Origin of the sequence: Henriciella marina DSM 19595 (assembly GCF_000376805.1) — a bacterium.
Lineage (GTDB): Bacteria > Pseudomonadota > Alphaproteobacteria > Caulobacterales > Hyphomonadaceae > Henriciella > Henriciella marina.
In genome coordinates, this window is record NZ_AQXT01000002.1 from 315,380 (window position 1) to 330,568 (window position 15,189).

The following is a 15,189-nucleotide window of genomic DNA, read 5'->3' on the forward strand; positions in this document are numbered from 1 at the left end:
TGAATCCTGGCAGGATCAAACCTGCCTGATGTCAGCGCTAGCAAACAAAGAGAGGCTGCTCTCCAAGTCCACCAACACGAACGGATCCATTTGCCGTTCCTGGTTTCTCACTCGACATTGGATCACCTCCTTTCAGCTGTTGAACAGTAACACCGACCGCGACAAGCGCCCGGTACCTGAAAATAAAACACGGTTCGCCGAGATTGAAAGAGGCGAACAGAAAAAACCCGGCTGCATCGCTGCATCCGGGTCAATTCTCAGGCTTGCTGTGGCTTTATTGCGTCAGGATACCAATCGCGAGGCCGACAATTGCCCCAGTAGCGACAGAGGTCAGCACAGCATCGCTGCTGCCGCGGTGATGTACCCACTGGTGGCCACGCGGCGGATTGTAGAGACCGTAGCGGTCATAATCGCGAATGATCACCGTATTGGCGCCATAGGCAAACCGGCTGCCGACGCGGTAGCGCGGATGGCGGTAGCTCGTGTCGTAGTGATAGACGACGCGGGGCCGGGGCCGGTAGTAGGACGGGCTGCTATAATAGTTGCGCGTCACCACGCGTCCGCGATTGTAGTGGCCGCGATTATTGTGATGGTAGCCGCGTCCGCGCCGATAATCGCGGCGCTGGTCGCGCCGGTCGTAACGATGGCCGCGCCGGTCGCCGCGCTTATAGCCACGATTGCGGTCGCCCCTGTAATTATTGGAATGATGGCCGCCGCGGTCATAATGGCCGCGATCGCGGTCGCCGCGCTGATCGGCCATGGCGATGGGTGTGAGGGTTGCAAACGCGAGCGCCCCTGCTGCACCTATACGGATAAGAAAGGTTTTTAGCACCATGAGGGAGCCTCCTTTTGGATCGTCGCAAACCGGACCATCCCGGTTTTCACACTCTTCTGAATACAAGCGTTAACCCTTTATATGGTTCCCCGCTTGAACCTTAGCTGAACAGGTCCTTCATCATGGCCAATCAAAAAGACCTGGAAATAAACGAAGAGATTACAGTACCCTATTGGGAGCTCGTCGAAACTTTTACGCGCGCGTCAGGTCCTGGCGGGCAGAATGTGAACAAGGTTTCGAGCGCCGTTCAGCTTCGCTGGAACGTCGACGCCTCGTCCGTTCCGGCGCGGATAAAGACCCGGTTTCGGCAGATATGGAAGAACCGGATCAACAAGGAAGGCGAGGTGATCGTCGATGCCAGCGAGCACCGGTCACAGGCGCTGAACCGGGAGGCGGCGCGCGAACGGCTGATCTTGATGATCCGCAAGGCGGCGAAGAAACGCAAACGCCGTATCCCGACACGGCCAACGCGTGGATCTGTCGAGCGGCGGATCAAGGCCAAAAAGGAAACGGGTGAGAAGAAAGCCCTGCGCGGCAAGGTCGATCCGTAGGAACCGGGCGCGTTACGAAAAACGCCGCCCCATCTTATGAGGCGGCGTTGATACGATTGATTTTCAGGTGCGCCTATTCGACGACCGCGCAGGCAACACGTCCGCCGGCGCCGCCAATTGGCTGGCTCATATGGTCATCGCGCCCTTCATGAATGATGATCGCGCCGCCATCTTCGTCCATGACGTCAGAAAGGACGACAAGGTCGGTGAAGGTTTCAAAGTGCACCGAGCCGTCTTCAAAAGCGTAGAGGTTTGGCAGATCGCCCGGTTCAGGACCTTCCGGATTGAGGAGGCCGTGCCCGCCTTCGATCTTGCCGACATGGCCGCCGGATTCGGTATATTCGCCTGTGTCGCTGCAATCGCCGGTCTGGTGAATATGGATGGCATGCCAGCCGGGGGTAAGGCCGCCCTCTTCGATTGAGACCTCCATCACGATGCCGTTCGGGCCCTCAATCATGTTTACATTGCCGATGGTGCTGCCTTCATTGCCCATAAGGTCGCCCGTGGCGCGCATCATGGAGGGAAGCGAGCGCTGGCCGCCCATGTCCTCGTCACCGGGTAGCATGCCGTCTTGCATGTCGGCGCTGTCCTCAGCTGGCGGTGTCGGTGCATCTTCCTGCGCATCCGATGTCTGCTGCGTGCAGGCAAAAACGATGGCGAGCGATGCGGCGGCGGCAGAGAGGGGTAGGAAGCGGCTCATGAAAAACTCCTTGGTAATTGCGCCGGGAGACGGCAATCAGGTGTACCACTTCAACACATAGATGGAACTTGCGTTCCGGCGAGGGCGCCTGAATGGCAAATCGTGACCGTGCAGACCGGATGCTTGTTGAGCTTGGGCATTTCGAGAGCCGGGCGGCGGCGCAGGCGGCGATTGCTGCCGGGCGTGTTCTTGTGAACGGTTCGGCCCTGACCAAGCCCTCTCAAAAGATCATTGAAACCGACCGGATCGAGGCGGAAGCGGCGCACCCCTATGTTTCGCGCGGGGGGCTGAAGCTGGCGCATGCGCTTGAAGTTTTCGGCGTTGATCCTGGGCGCCGCCACTGCCTCGACATTGGCGCGTCCACTGGCGGATTTACTCAGGTGCTGCTGCTGGGTGGGGCCGTGAGCGTCGTGGCCGTCGATGTGGGCCGGGGGCAGCTTCACGAAAAGGTCGCCGGCGACCTGCGAGTGACCGTGCTTGAGGCGACGGACGCGCGCGCCCTGACGGCAGGTATGATTGGCGAGGCACCCTCACTCGTCGTTTGCGATGCAAGCTTCATCTCACTTGAGAAGTTACTGGAGGTGCCACTCTCACTTGCCGCCCCATGTGCTGATCTTGTGACCCTCTTCAAGCCTCAATTTCAGGTCGGGCGCGAGAATGTGGGCAAGGGCGGGCTAGTGAGCGACACAGCGGCGGTGGAACGCGCAGAGGCGGCGTTCTGCGACTGGCTGGCGCAAATGAAATGGGCTGTCCGCGCACGCACTGACAGCCCAATCAAAGGCGGCGACGGCAATGCCGAGCGCCTCATTCATGCGGTAAAAGCCTAGCCTGCCGGTCCGCGGCGGCTCCCGCTTTCGCGGCGGGACAGGAAGGCGAGGCGTTCGAAGAGGGCGACGTCCTGCTCGTTCTTCAGAAGCGCACCGTGCAGCGGCGGCGTGAGCTTGTCCGGATCCTGCTCTTTCATGGTCTCAAGGTCGATATCCTCATTCATGAGGAGTTTGAGCCAGTCGAGCAGCTCGCTGGTGGACGGCTTCTTCTTCATGCCCGGCACTTCGCGCATGGAGTAGAAGGTCGTGAGCGCTTCGGCGACGAGCTTTTTCTTGATGCCCGGATAGTGGACGTCGATGATCTCGTTCATCGTCTGCTCGTCCGGGAATTTGATGAAGTGGAAGAAGCAGCGGCGCAGGAAGGCGTCCGGCAGTTCTTTCTCATTGTTCGAGGTAATGATGACGAGAGGACGTTGCTTTGCCTTGATCGTCTCATCTGTCTCGTAAACGTAGAATTCCATGCGATCGAGCTCCTGCAGGAGATCGTTCGGAAATTCGATGTCAGCCTTGTCGATCTCATCGATCAGCAGGATGGGCCGCTCATCAGAGGTGAAAGCCTCCCAGAGTTTGCCCTTCTTGATATAGTTGGAGATGTCCTTGGCGCGCTCCTCGCCCATTTGCCCGTCACGCAGGCGGGAGACCGCATCATACTCATAGAGACCCTGCTGGGCCTTGGTGCTCGACTTGATGTGCCATTCGATGAGCGGCACGCCGAGGGCCTTGGCGACCTCGATGGCGAGAACGGTTTTGCCGGTGCCCGGCTCACCTTTGACCAGGAGAGGACGCTGCAGGGCAATCGCCGCATTCACGGCGACGCGCAGATCTTCTGTCGCGACATAATCCTGGGTACCTTCGAAACGCATGCTGATCTCCAATTCGTTATCCGTAATGATGATAAAGACAGGACGAGGAAGGGCAACCGTCCCAGCAGGTATAACTCGGCGTCAATCGCGTCATTTCGCGCGGATGCTTCAATTTTAATTGATGTTAACCTTCCCAATTGTATTGAATCGGCCATATCCAATTAAGGATAAACCGGGGGGCGCGCATAATGCCGCTGAAACTGTCACTCAAGCCAGGCGAGGCCGTGGTTGTGAACGAGGCCGTTATTCGTAATGGCGAGCGGCGCGGGACGATGCTGCTGGAGACCAAGGCGCGTATTCTGCGTGAGCGCGATGTGATGTTCCCAGAAGATATAAACACCCCGCAGGACGCTGCCTATTTCGCCCTCATGCAGATGTATATTGTCGGAGAAGCGTCCGGCAAACTCTATGATTGTACAATTTCCGCGCTTGCCGACTGGCTTGACGCAACTCCAGCCGAAGATGATCGCGCCGACATATTGAAGATCGCCCAGCTCGTGGCTGCCGGTGATCTCTACAAGGCGCTTGGTAACTGCCGGAAATTGCTGACGTCCAGATTTTCCGAGGCGGGCCATGCCTGAGACCTACGCAATGATGACCCCAACCCCCAATGATGCCGATGAGATGACGGTTCTGACCGATCTGCCCGGCGCGATTGACGCGCTGGAGCGCGGCACCGTGTCGGCGCCTGTCTGTATCGAGGTGGCTGACGGCATCTTTCTCGAAGCCGAAACAGCGGGCGAGGTCGATGCGCTATTGCAACGCGCCCGGGGCCTGCGCCTGATCTCGATGATTGCTGCAGGCGAAAGTGTCGACCGGCCTTCAAGTATGCGGCTGGACAAGCCAGCCCTGCACGAGCGTGTCGGGGAGATACTGGACGCGCTGAGATAGGCCGTATAAGGCGCTCGCCATGACTGGTGACCTCATCTCTGTATTCACCGCGTCCTTTGTGACGTTCTTCGTGCTGATCGACGCGCTGGGCGTGGCGCCCGTATTCGCGTCGCTGACGGCAAAGGGCGATGCACGCTATCGGCGCAGCATGGCGTGGCGCTCGATCCTTGTCGCGACGCTGATCATTTTCGGCTTTGCCTTCTTCGGAGCATGGCTTCTGCGCCAGTTGCATATCACCATCGACGCCTTCCGGGCGGCCGGCGGCGCGTTGCTTTTCCTGATCGCGCTGGACATGGTTTTCGAGAAGCGGACCGAGCGGCGCGAATCGCGCGCTGACGAATACCTCGAAGAGCATGAAAAGCTGGACGATGTCTCGGTGTTTCCGATCGGCATTCCTATGCTAGCGGGTCCAGGCTCCATCGCGACCGCCATGCTGTTCATGTCCGAAGCGGCCAACTGGATGACGCAGGCGGTCGTTCTGGCGGCGATCGGCCTCAACATGTTGCTCTGCCTGATTGTATTCCTGATTGCCGGCCCTTTGGTCCGCGCGATGGGCGACAGTGTTGCTGGCGCAATTACGCGAATTTTCGGCGTGATCCTGGCGGCGCTATCCGTCCAGCTCCTTATTGACGGGCTTCAGGGCGCTTTCTCCCCGGTCTGAGCCGGGGTTCTATGCCCAGCGCTGGCGGGCCGGGCGCAGCCGGAAGAAGGCAGAGGCGACGGACCAGCAGATCGCCGTAAAGATCGCGATGAGACCCGCAATTTGCAGGATCAGCGACGTCGACCAGCGAATACCCATTTGTGCGAGACCCGTAAGCTGCGGGCCGATCGCCTTGGCAAGCGCGACCGCGCGGTCGCTGCCAGACTGTGCAACAAGTTCGAGCTTGCGAACATCTTCGGGCGACTGGGCAAGTTCTATCAGGGTGACCGCGCCCGACGGGCTCGTCTCGGCAGCGATATGAGCGATAGACGCCAGGTCGCGCTCCAGCCGCTCAAGACCTTCGGCGTTGATGGCGCGCGCATAGGCCCCAAGCACCTGCTGCTGGCGAACACTTGGCGGCACGACTGTGGAGACCGCAGTGCGAAGGCCTTCAAGGGCGTCTGCTTCGGGCAGGGCGAGCTCTACGCGGCCGCGAAGATAGTCGGCATAGGCATCATCCAGGCGTCCGGCCCGCCCTGCGGCCCGCAACACAGAGATGGCGGCGAGATAGGCAGGCTCGGTCTCGGCGTTGGCGAGCTTCAGAAGTCCAATCGCGCTGAGGCGGAGTTGCATCGTGTCGAGGGGTTCGCCGTTCACCCATTGCTGTGAGCGCCGGACCAGGTCTGCGACATCTCCAATCATCGAGAAGCCAGCAGGAAGACCGCCATCGACAGGCACAGGCGAGGCGGCAGTTTCGCCTGCGGGCACCTCATCGGTTTCCATACTCAGTGGCGGCTCGTCACCGGTCTGTATCTGGTCGATCGCGACGGTCGGACGTTCAATGGCGCGCTGATAGTTGGCGCGGACATCGTTTGGCAGGAAAAGAAGCCCGGCGCGGCTGAGACGCTCATCCTCCGTGCCGCCTTCTTCCGCGGCGACGGCGGCAAGAAGCGCGCGCCGGTCATCGCGGCTCAGCATGGCCGGAGCAGCAAGCAGGTAGCCACGCGCAGCAGAAAAATCGCGGGCCCCAAGCTCATCGGCAATCTGGTCGGCCCAGTAGGCGCGCGATGGCATGCCGTCAGGCACAATGGTCTCAAAGGCCTGATCGATTTCGCGGCGGGTTTCCTCACGGGCCTGAATATCCGTGACGCCGTCTAGGCGCTGCAACCCATAGGCGTTGACCAGAACCCTGCAGGCGAGAACGGCGAGGATCAATAAAAGGCTATTGAAGACAAGCGCCTGGCGCCATGTCCCCTTCTGATCTGCTTCCCTGCGTCTGTGATAGCGGGCCATATCGCGGACCTGGGTTAGAACTTCTACACAATCGGCCGTCCCGGCCCTGATTCTGGCTATAGGACACTGGTGGTGGCCTGTCCGCAAGGGGCAGCAGCCCAGCTGCCGCTCTGGCGCAGGACTTGCAGGATTCAGACCGTATTCATGTGAGGTCTGTTCTATTCAAGATAATGCATTGGCCAATTGCGCAGCTAACCGACACGCTATATAGGCCGCGCCAGTGGGAGGTATGGAGACCATGGCTGACACGACGTTGAATGACTATATCCCGTCCGAGGACGAGGAGTTCATGAACCCTCGCCAGCAGGCTTACTTCCGTATGCGCCTGGAGCAGTGGAAAAACGATATCCTTGCTGGCACCAAATCAACCATCAACAATCTTCAGGAAGATTCGAGCAATCTTCCGGACGTGGTGGACCGGGCGTCGTCTGAAAGCGACAAGGCGCTGGAGCTTCGCACCCGCGACCGCCAGCGCAAGCTGATCTCGAAGATCGACTCAGCGCTGCGCCGGATCGATGAGGGCACATATGGCTATTGCGACGAAACAGGCGAGCCGATCAGCCTGCGCCGTCTTGAGGCCCGCCCGACAGCGACACTGAGCCTTGAGGCGCAGGAGCGTCACGAGCGCAAGGAGCGCACTGTCCGCGACGACTAGGCTCTGACTTCCAGGCTTTGAATTGAAAACGGCAGCGCCCCGGATCGAGGCGCTGCCGTTTTTTATCACCCAACGCCCGGCGGTTTTTTGGGGCCGGTCCGTTAGCCCTGAACCTGACACGGGAATCCGAATCAAAACTTACCGGGGTCTTTCGAACAGCTTAATTTCCGGCCCGGTAGGTTAACGCCTGGCGGGCCGAAATTCACACTTTTTGGCAAAAACGCGCTGAAGAGGTGATTCCGCTGCAGACGGACTCGAAAATACTAACGCTTCATTAACCAGCTCAGCCCAGTCTGGAGGGGCTGGATATCCTGGGGCTCCCATGCGCGATACAGAAAGTACCGAAGAGGACTGGTCCATGTCTGAACGTCGCGAACGCGCCGTCATGAAAGATGTGCCGAATGTGAGCGCGCCGCCGCCGCTTCCGGCTGCAGATGACTTCAAGCTGCCGACCGCGCGGGGTATTCTCTCCCGTGAGGAAATCCAGGCGCTTCTTCGGCCCGACCTTCCCAAGATCAATTCTGGCGCAGATGACGGCGCGGATTTCCAACGTGACTTTGATAAGCAGACTGACAATGCAGACGAACGCGAAGGGCAGAAAATCGCTGCCCGCTTTTCGCGTGCGTTCGGTCAGCATGCCGGGTTGAAGGCTGCCGTTAGCCTCGCTTCGGTCTCCAGTTTCAAATCCAAGTCTGCGTTGTCGCGCCATACCACGGATGAAGCCGGCGCGGCCTTCGCGGTTTTTTGTGACGAAGAGGGCGACGTGACACATGTCGTCTGTCTCAGTGGGGCGCTGAACGATCAGCTTATCGCCAATGCCTGCGGCGCCCTGTCATTTGACCATGCCGATACATCGGCGCGCGCCCTCAGTGTGATCGATTGCGCTTTGATCGAGCAGTTCATGGCGCCGTTTGGTACCCTGCTTGGCAAGGGACTGTCACTTGTCGGAATCGAGATGGATCCAGCCTATGTGATGTCGCTGCTCTCCAGCGAAAGCGGCACCCGGTACGAGATGGACGTGCGCGTCGGCGCGAGCGAAAGCCACGCAGCACTGTGGTCGCTTAGCGATGACCGTCTATCCGAGGTGGCGCAGCTTGCCCCTCCGCACCCTGCCGAACGCAGAGGAACAGCCTTGCTGACGGCGCGGATCGCAACGCTCAACGTGCCTGTCAGCCGCGTTGCATCGCTCAGGGCAGGGGATACGCTTCTTCTGGGCTTGCCAGCCGACCAGCCTGTAGAACTGCTCTCAGGCGGGCGGGACGGCGCTGTCTCTTTCGAGGGCGATATCGGGCGCAAAGGCGACAGGATCGCGGTACGCGTACGGCGCTGCGCCTAAGCGTCCTCCGACGTTTTCGGCCTGGCGGTCGACCTCTGCAATTCCTTCTCGCGCTGTGCCCAGAGGCGCTTCTGGAAGTTGGTCGAGATGATGTCTGAAACAATCAGCACGCCAACCACGAGATAGAAGCTCGACTTCGACATCGCATCGATCGCGAAGGTGAAGATGTGCATGTGGGCAAGATGTGCGCCCTCGGTGACCAGCAGTACGCCGACAAGGAACAGGATGAACAGGCCTAGCACCTCATACATGCGGTTTTTCTGAAGAAACTCGGCGACGTAGTCGGCCATCAGGATCATCACGACGCCTGAGGCGATGATGGCGATCGTCATGATAGTGACCTGGTAGCGGGTCTGTTCGACACCATCGACGACCTCTTTAACGTTTGCGATCGCCATCGCCGAAAGGATGGAGTCGAAAGAGAAGACGAGGTTCATCGTGACGATGAGCAGAATAGCCTGCGTCACCGATTTCTTGCCCGTTTGGTGGTGACCGCCCAACTCGTCGATCGTCAGAAGATGATGGATCTCCTTGATCGCGGTGTAGATGATGAAGGCGCCGCCAATGAGCGTGACCAGTGACTGAAGCGTGAATTCCCCATCGATTATGCGTGGTATGTCGACCGCGAAAAGCGGTTCTGCGAGAAAGCCAAACAGGCTGACGATTATCACGAGCAGGACCACACGGAACAGCATGGCGAGCCCGATGCCCCAACGCCGGACGGTGGGGGCGTGTTTGCCGGTGCGTTTCGATTCAATGGAGATGTAGAGGAGGTTATCGAAACCAAGCACAGCCTGCAGGAGCAACAGCATGAGGAGCGTGAAAAAACCGCTCATGGTGAAGAGATCGCCGAAAATATCTGGCATGAACACGCCCCGTTATATGTCTGCTAAAATGATCCTTGGTGTGCCGTGCCAGACAGCATGACGCAAGTACTAGCGTCCCCAGCGTGCGGGTGCGCCCCGCCCATCAACATGCACGAAGGGGCCGTGAACGGCATTGGCCTTATAACTGCCAAGACCGCCGCGGGGGACGCCTTCGGTTTTGGCGAAGAGGTCTTGGGCATAATCATAGAGGAAGTCTGCGTCGGCCTTGTTGATCGCGCCGTCAGCATTGAGGTCGTCCATGACGCCGTCGCGCGGGGCCACGTCGACATAAATGTCGGTCGCATCGCCATACATGTGACGCGACAGTTTCGCTGAGCCGATTGACGTATTGTAGAAGGGGGAGCGGTAACCGCTCATGACAAAGAATGTGTCGGCGTCGGTGATGCCGTCACGGTTCAGTGCTTCCAGAAGGATTTCGAGGCGTTCAAGGTTCGTGCTTGAAACCAAAAGGTATTTTGGCCAGTGGTCCGGCTGCTGATGACATAGAAACTGCCCGATACGAAAGCTCGGTGAGACATTGATGTCACCTTCGCCTTCGTCCAGCCGGATGTATCCGCGCGGTTCATTGTCTGGATACCGCCCCATGCGAAAACCATTGAGACGCCCCGACGCGTCGACGCCGTCAGCCGGCTCCAGCACGAACAGGGTCACCTGGTAATCGGGGACGCCTGCATCGCCGCGAAATTCGAGCTGATAGGTGCCAGGCTTCTTCGGGGCATCGAAATCTTCACCTGCATCCAGTTTGCGGCCCTCCAGAAAGATATCTGTTCCGGAGGGCAGGTCGTAGCTCACCGCTTCTCCTGGCATCGCCATGTAATGCCAGACTGGATGGGGTAGCGGTTCGCCCTCAATCTGGGGCGTTGAGATGGCTGTGGGCGCGGCGAGGGCAACCAGATAAGGCGCCGTGCCGGACAGGAGTAGCTGAAGCATTATCCTTGGCTCCGCCTGTCAGAATTGGCGTCGACATTGGCAGATTGGCCTAAGGCGGCGTATTTCTCCACCTGCGCCATTCCTTCGGTGCGGTCATAGATATCGCGCCAGAAATGGGCTTTGCCGTCTTTGTCTACCGTCACGGTCATGTAAGTCACGTGCACGGGGATTTTCCGTTCAAGATCAAACCGTTCGTGGGTCTTGTTTTCCACGGTCTGCTCAAGCGTATCGGGATTTACCTCGTCGCCCATGCTGGCGAGCCATTCAGCCATCTCGGTCGGCTTTTCCAGCCTGACGCAGCCATGACTGAAGGCGCGATTGGCACGCTCGAACAGATGCTCGCCGGGGGTGCCGTGAAGGTAGACCGAGTACTGGTTCGGGAAAATGATCTTGAGTTCGCCAAGTGCGTTATTGCTGCCCGGCTGCTGGACAAGTCTGTAGTTCGAAGCGACATCCGGGTCGTTCCAGTTCACCGAATAGGCGCTCACTTCCTGGCCGGTCGAGCGATCGATGACCTTGAAGCTTGCGCGCTGGGCATAGCCTGGGTCTTCCTTCAGCTGCGGGACTTTTTCATTCCGCAGGATGCTGACCGGCATGTACCATTTCGGATTGGCGACAACGTACTCGATCTGATCGTTGAAGGTCGGGGTTTCATGTTCGGCAGTGCCGACGATGGCCTTGCTCTGGATTTCCAGATCGCCATTCTTCCAGCCCTGGGCCGAATAGGATGGGATGTTGACCCAGACATACTGGTCGGCGGTGGAGCCTTGCTGCCGCCAACGTTCCATCGAATCCGCGATGCGGGCGATCTTTGACTCAACGCTCTCATTCAGCGCTTCAACCGTATTGGGCCCGACAAGGCCATCGACCTTGATACCGTGGCGGCGCTGAAACGATTTAAGGGCGCTGGCAAGCTCTTCTGTGTAGAGATTGGCGTCGGTCTTTTTTGAGGTGTCTGGGGTGTCCGAGGCCGAACTCACTTCACGCTGTGCGCCGTTTTCGGCTGACGCGGGAATAAGCACCTCTTCGGAGAAACTTTCTGTGTCCGCGAGATCATTCTCCGAGCGATCAGCTTCAATATAGCCCTCTGCCGCCAGGCGTTTGCGGACCGCAGGGACGCGCGGATCGCTATCGCCAGGTTCGATTGTCTCGCCTTCGGCAATAGTGCTCCAGCCGCCCTGGTCCCGCAGATCGCGGTAATGGTCCAGCGCCGCTTTCAGGCGTCGATACTGCGGATAGCTCGACTCAAACGTCTCGAAGCTGATCGTGTCATTGGCCTTTCCGGCCTCGATCAGCTTTTCAGGAATAAGGGCGTAGGAGGCGGCGGCGCGTTGCGATGCGTCTGCCTCGCCCTCGTCGGCAAGACCGCCGCTTACGGCTGAGGCAATGCGCAGCCATGCAGCAGACAGTGCAAGATCGGCCTTGGCCTTTGTCTCTGCTCCATCGCCGGAAAAGCGTTGTTCGACCAGCCGCTGCAGGTCTGCTTCAAGAACGTTGTTTGGAACAAGACCATAGCTGAAGAGGTCTGATGCGGTGGCCTGCAGGGCTTCGGCGCCTTCCTCTGTCCAGATCGGCTCGAACATGATCTGCGTATAGGCGCGCCGTGCCGCCTTGATGACGCTTGGGTGAATCTCCTGATCAAACTCAGTCTCGAACCAATCGCTCATCACGGCAGATTCCACCGCCGCTGGCAAAGCTGCGTCCACCGTTTCGCCTGCCATTCTTTCGACTGTCTTTTCAGCGGTCTGACCGGATGTGTCGGTCTGAAGGCCATGCTGAGCGATGGCGAGGGGCGATACGGAGGCGAGGACGATGGAGGCAAGAAATGGTTTCATTGTTGACCTTGGATTGTTTGAAGTCTTGTCCACCCTAACGGCGCTGGTCGGTGGCGCGTTCCAGTTCTGTTTGCGTCCCATGATGGAGTGGTCCGCAATTGCAGCTGCAGAAAGAGAGCGTTGGCGGGCGATCCGTCGGGGCCGGGGCAGATGCAGCTTGCGAAGGATGGAAGACACCGGCACTGCGCCGATTAACGCTTCTTTCAGAAACATTAACCATTGGCGTGGCAGCTTCCCATCGATTGAGCCATGCGGCCCCCTCGCGCATTTGCGGGGGTTTGGCGCTATCATGAACGGAAACGAATCAGTGCGATGCATTCGCGCCTGCCGGAGTTTGGCGATATGACCGATCATCTTCCCGACGATACAGCGCTGGGTGACCAGATCATCGCTGGCCAGGAAGAGCATGAAGAGATGAGCCGGACCGACCTCCTGCAGCTCGCTTTCTGGGGCTGCCTGCTTGTCTCGGTTGCGGCTGCGAGCGTCGCGATCGCGTGGCCGGAAGCCGTTGGCGGGATCGGCCCGATGCTGCTTATCTCCATGGCCGCAGGCGGCATGGTGTTCCTGCTCTGGGTGCTGAAGGGCGCCGGCCGCAAGCTTGGCCTTTTCCCGCAGCGCGGGGCGGCCGCTGAAGCCGTGGCTGCGAGCGGGCCGCGCTTTGGATGGATCGAGGCCTTTGATGAGGCGGTCCTGGTTGCTGATCCGGGCGGCGCCCCGATCGCGGCGAACGCCCATTACCGCGAGCTGACGCAGAAAATCCTCTCCAGTATGAAAGACACTGCAGCACCTGTATCGTTTGACCGGCTGTTTTCGTCGATGCCTGGATTGGCCGCACCGGTCTTTCGCCTGTCCCGCGCGGCAAAGGCCAGCAAGTCCCTCAATGAGGTTTTACCCGCCATGACGATCGGCTCGGATGCAGAGCCTGTGCAGTATGAAGCCATCGTTGCGCCGCTTCCACGCGGCCGGGTTATGTGGCGCCTTAGAGAAGTGAGCACAATGTCGTTGGCCGATGGCGGCGCAACCGACTCGCATTCTCTGTATGTGGAAGACTCGCCCGTCGGCTTTTTCGCGGTGCGTCCTGATGGCCGGATTGCCTATGCCAACAAGTGGCTACGCGAACTGATTGGCCTGCCGGAAACGGCGCGTAATGTGCGGCTGGACGATATCATGCGCCCGGAATTTGTGCGGATGCTTGCCAAGGACAAGAAGAGCGGCCTGCCGAGCCGGGCCCAGATCATGATGCGCACGCGCGACGGCGTCGAAATGTCGGTGCAGGCGGTGACCTCATGGTCGGGCAAGGGGGTGAATGCCCAAGGCCGGACGATCATACTGCCAGCTCAGCTCGCGAGCGGAGAACGTGAAGGCCGGTTCAGCGCGCCAATGGCTGTCCGCCCACCCGCAGCCGATGGCGACCCCATGTTCAACGAGGCGCCATTTGGTGTGGCGCGTCTTGAAGGAAGCAGTGTTGAAAGCGCGCGCATTGTCGATGCGAACCGGGCCCTTCGTGAGATTGCAACGGGGTTCGAGGCAGGGTCGAGCTTTGCCGATCTGTTCCTGCAGGACGCCGATGACAGCCAGGAAGCGATTGCAGAAAAACTGGTTGAGGCTGTCGATAGGCCAGCTGGCCTTAAACTGGCGGGCGATCCCCCGCGCAGTGTGAACGTGTTCGTGTCCCTCGACAGTGTCGGCCAGCCATCGGTTGCCTACATCATTGACGTAACTGACCAGAAGGACCTTGAGGTCCGTCTCGCCCAAGGCGAAAAAATGCAGGCCATCGGCCAGCTCGCTGGCGGTGTCGCGCACGATTTCAACAATGTTCTGACGGGTATCATGCTTAATAATGATGAGCTGATGACCCAGCATCCGGTTGGCGACCCGTCCTATGAGAACATCAAGAGCATCTATGAATTCTCGGTCCGCGCGAAGGATCTCGTGCGCATGCTTCTGGCCTATGCCCGCCAGCAGACCTTCAAGCGCGAGATCGTCAATGCGACCGACTTCCTGTCGGAATTCTCGATCCTCTTGCGCCAGATCCTCGATGAGCGGATCGAGTTCAACACGGTGCACGGGCGTAACCTGCCTTACATCAAGGCGGACCTGAACCAGCTTGAGACGGCGATCATCAACCTCGTGACGAACGCACGGGACGCCATGCTTCTTTCAGGACAAAGCGGTGGGTCACTGACGATCCGCACGTCTGCCGCGACCGGGAAAGATGCCCACGACAACGGCTTCTCCTATGTCGATGATGGCGACTATCTGCTGATCGAGGTCGCCGACACAGGCTGCGGTATCCCGGCAGAAATCCTCAACAAGATCTTCCAGCCCTTCTTCACGACAAAGGATGTCGGCGTCGGAACGGGGCTCGGCCTCGCCACTGTTTATGGGATCATCAAACAGTCCGAGGGCTATATTTGCCCGATCTCTAAAGTGGGGCAGGGCACGACCTTCCAGATCTATCTGCCGGCGCTGAAGGAAGAAGACATTCCGCAGGTGGAAGAGGCCGGCCCGGAGGAGACCGCCGAAGAGCCGCGTCCGATGGATATCTCGGGCCGTGGCCGCATTCTTCTGGTTGAGGATGAGAAGGGGCTGCGCGACATTGCCGTCATGCATCTCATCTCACGCGGTTATGACGTGGATTCGGCCGGTGACGGTGAGGAAGCGCTCGAAATGCTCGAAGATGATCCGGGCGGTTATGATCTTATCATCTCAGACGTGATCATGCCGGGCATGGACGGGCCGACGCTTATCCGGGAGGCCAAGGAATATCTCGGCGATGCGCGCGTGATCTTCGTGTCCGGTTATGCCGATCCGAACATTGCCAAGAAGCTCGACGATGACCGTGAGATTTCCTTCCTGCCCAAGCCGTTCAATGTGCGCCAGCTGGCCGAACGGGTGAAGCAGCAGCTAGGGGTTCGCAAGGAACGCGAGGCAGCTTAAGCGCGG

Annotated in this window: 15 protein-coding genes; 8 read left to right on the forward strand and 7 right to left on the reverse strand. The window is 59.2% G+C overall.

The annotated features are described in order from the left end of the window. Nucleotides 1–274 precede the first annotated feature (274 nt). Nucleotides 275–835, reverse strand: coding sequence for an RcnB family protein (locus F550_RS0101510; RefSeq protein ID WP_018146757.1), 561 nt, complete (start codon nucleotides 833–835; stop codon nucleotides 275–277). 122 nt (nucleotides 836–957) lie between these two features. Here F550_RS0101510 and arfB point away from each other — a divergent pair, with 122 nt between their 5' ends. Then, nucleotides 958–1,386, forward strand: coding sequence for an alternative ribosome rescue aminoacyl-tRNA hydrolase ArfB (arfB, locus tag F550_RS0101515; protein WP_018146758.1), 429 nt, complete (start codon nucleotides 958–960; stop codon nucleotides 1,384–1,386). Between the two features lie 73 nt (nucleotides 1,387–1,459). Here arfB and F550_RS0101520 read toward each other — a convergent pair whose 3' ends face one another. Then, nucleotides 1,460–2,086: a superoxide dismutase family protein gene (locus F550_RS0101520; protein ID WP_233348974.1), complete on the reverse strand. Its 627-nt coding sequence runs from the start codon at nucleotides 2,084–2,086 to the stop codon at nucleotides 1,460–1,462. 92 nt (nucleotides 2,087–2,178) lie between these two features. Here F550_RS0101520 and F550_RS0101525 point away from each other — a divergent pair, with 92 nt between their 5' ends. Next, nucleotides 2,179–2,913, forward strand: a complete 735-nt coding sequence (locus tag F550_RS0101525) for a TlyA family RNA methyltransferase (RefSeq protein WP_026180494.1) — start codon at nucleotides 2,179–2,181, stop codon at nucleotides 2,911–2,913. Here the strand turns inward: F550_RS0101525 and F550_RS0101530 are convergent. After that, nucleotides 2,910–3,782 (reverse strand): AAA family ATPase, encoded by an 873-nt coding sequence (locus F550_RS0101530; protein ID WP_026180495.1) that lies wholly within the window; start codon nucleotides 3,780–3,782, stop codon nucleotides 2,910–2,912. The two genes, F550_RS0101525 and F550_RS0101530, sit on opposite strands and share 4 nt — an antisense overlap. Nucleotides 3,783–3,964: 182 nt before the next feature. On the opposite strand from F550_RS0101530, the gene F550_RS0101535 reads away from it, so the two are divergent. The 3 genes from F550_RS0101535 to F550_RS0101545 are packed head-to-tail and all read left to right on the forward strand — an operon-like array spanning nucleotide 3,965 to nucleotide 5,328. Then, the gene (locus F550_RS0101535) at nucleotides 3,965–4,357 is read left to right on the forward strand and encodes a flagellar biosynthesis repressor FlbT (protein WP_018146762.1); all 393 of its coding nucleotides are present in this window, start codon (nucleotides 3,965–3,967) and stop codon (nucleotides 4,355–4,357) included. Continuing rightward, nucleotides 4,350–4,667 carry a hypothetical protein gene (locus tag F550_RS0101540; RefSeq protein ID WP_018146763.1) on the forward strand — a complete coding sequence of 106 codons (318 nt, stop codon included), beginning with the start codon at nucleotides 4,350–4,352 and terminating at the stop codon, nucleotides 4,665–4,667. Before F550_RS0101535 ends, F550_RS0101540 begins: the two co-directional genes overlap by 8 nt. Before the next feature lie 19 nt (nucleotides 4,668–4,686). After that, nucleotides 4,687–5,328: a MarC family protein gene (locus tag F550_RS0101545; RefSeq protein WP_018146764.1), complete on the forward strand. Its 642-nt coding sequence runs from the start codon at nucleotides 4,687–4,689 to the stop codon at nucleotides 5,326–5,328. Between the two features lie 9 nt (nucleotides 5,329–5,337). Here F550_RS0101545 and F550_RS0101550 read toward each other — a convergent pair whose 3' ends face one another. Further along, nucleotides 5,338–6,600 (reverse strand): hypothetical protein, encoded by a 1,263-nt coding sequence (locus tag F550_RS0101550; protein ID WP_018146765.1) that lies wholly within the window; start codon nucleotides 6,598–6,600, stop codon nucleotides 5,338–5,340. Between the two features lie 238 nt (nucleotides 6,601–6,838). On the opposite strand from F550_RS0101550, the gene dksA reads away from it, so the two are divergent. Continuing rightward, complete coding sequence (gene dksA / locus F550_RS0101555; protein ID WP_018146766.1) at nucleotides 6,839–7,255, forward strand: RNA polymerase-binding protein DksA; 417 nt, start codon at nucleotides 6,839–6,841, stop codon at nucleotides 7,253–7,255. Nucleotides 7,256–7,577: 322 nt separating this feature from the next. Beyond that, entirely contained in the window at nucleotides 7,578–8,591 is a 1,014-nt protein-coding gene (locus F550_RS0101560; protein ID WP_018146767.1) for a FliM/FliN family flagellar motor C-terminal domain-containing protein, read from the forward strand. Here F550_RS0101560 and F550_RS0101565 read toward each other — a convergent pair. From F550_RS0101565 to F550_RS19065, 3 genes are all read right to left on the reverse strand, one after another. Beyond that, nucleotides 8,588–9,457, reverse strand: a complete 870-nt coding sequence (locus F550_RS0101565; RefSeq protein WP_018146768.1) for a TerC family protein — start codon at nucleotides 9,455–9,457, stop codon at nucleotides 8,588–8,590. The genes F550_RS0101560 and F550_RS0101565 overlap by 4 nt on opposite strands. A 69-nt stretch (nucleotides 9,458–9,526) precedes the next feature. Then, entirely contained in the window at nucleotides 9,527–10,408 is an 882-nt protein-coding gene (locus F550_RS0101570) for a D-Ala-D-Ala carboxypeptidase family metallohydrolase (protein WP_018146769.1), read from the reverse strand. Beyond that, a complete protein-coding gene (locus F550_RS19065; protein ID WP_018146770.1) occupies nucleotides 10,408–12,243 on the reverse strand; it encodes a L,D-transpeptidase family protein in 1,836 nt (611 codons plus the stop codon). Before F550_RS19065 ends, F550_RS0101570 begins: the two co-directional genes overlap by 1 nt. Nucleotides 12,244–12,585: 342 nt before the next feature. On the opposite strand from F550_RS19065, the gene F550_RS0101580 reads away from it, so the two are divergent. After that, a complete protein-coding gene (locus tag F550_RS0101580) occupies nucleotides 12,586–15,183 on the forward strand; it encodes an ATP-binding protein (RefSeq protein WP_156807786.1) in 2,598 nt (865 codons plus the stop codon). The last annotated feature ends 6 nt before the right edge of the window (nucleotides 15,184–15,189 follow it).

Bases quoted from the DNA above. Each gene is read 5' to 3' on its own strand.
- F550_RS0101510 (WP_018146757.1), bottom strand. From the start codon at position 835: ATGGTGCTAAAAACCTTTCTTATCCGTATAGGTGCAGCAGGGGCGCTC.
- arfB (WP_018146758.1), top strand. From the start codon at position 958: ATGGCCAATCAAAAAGACCTGGAAATAAACGAAGAGATTACAGTACCC.
- F550_RS0101520 (WP_233348974.1), bottom strand. From the start codon at position 2,086: ATGAGCCGCTTCCTACCCCTCTCTGCCGCCGCCGCATCGCTCGCCATC.
- F550_RS0101525 (WP_026180494.1), top strand. From the start codon at position 2,179: ATGGCAAATCGTGACCGTGCAGACCGGATGCTTGTTGAGCTTGGGCAT.
- F550_RS0101535 (WP_018146762.1), top strand. From the start codon at position 3,965: ATGCCGCTGAAACTGTCACTCAAGCCAGGCGAGGCCGTGGTTGTGAAC.
- F550_RS0101540 (WP_018146763.1), top strand. From the start codon at position 4,350: ATGCCTGAGACCTACGCAATGATGACCCCAACCCCCAATGATGCCGAT.
- F550_RS0101545 (WP_018146764.1), top strand. From the start codon at position 4,687: ATGACTGGTGACCTCATCTCTGTATTCACCGCGTCCTTTGTGACGTTC.
- F550_RS0101550 (WP_018146765.1), bottom strand. From the start codon at position 6,600: ATGGCCCGCTATCACAGACGCAGGGAAGCAGATCAGAAGGGGACATGG.
- dksA (WP_018146766.1), top strand. From the start codon at position 6,839: ATGGCTGACACGACGTTGAATGACTATATCCCGTCCGAGGACGAGGAG.
- F550_RS0101560 (WP_018146767.1), top strand. From the start codon at position 7,578: ATGCGCGATACAGAAAGTACCGAAGAGGACTGGTCCATGTCTGAACGT.
- F550_RS0101565 (WP_018146768.1), bottom strand. From the start codon at position 9,457: ATGCCAGATATTTTCGGCGATCTCTTCACCATGAGCGGTTTTTTCACG.
- F550_RS0101570 (WP_018146769.1), bottom strand. From the start codon at position 10,408: ATGCTTCAGCTACTCCTGTCCGGCACGGCGCCTTATCTGGTTGCCCTC.
- F550_RS19065 (WP_018146770.1), bottom strand. From the start codon at position 12,243: ATGAAACCATTTCTTGCCTCCATCGTCCTCGCCTCCGTATCGCCCCTC.
- F550_RS0101580 (WP_156807786.1), top strand. From the start codon at position 12,586: ATGACCGATCATCTTCCCGACGATACAGCGCTGGGTGACCAGATCATC.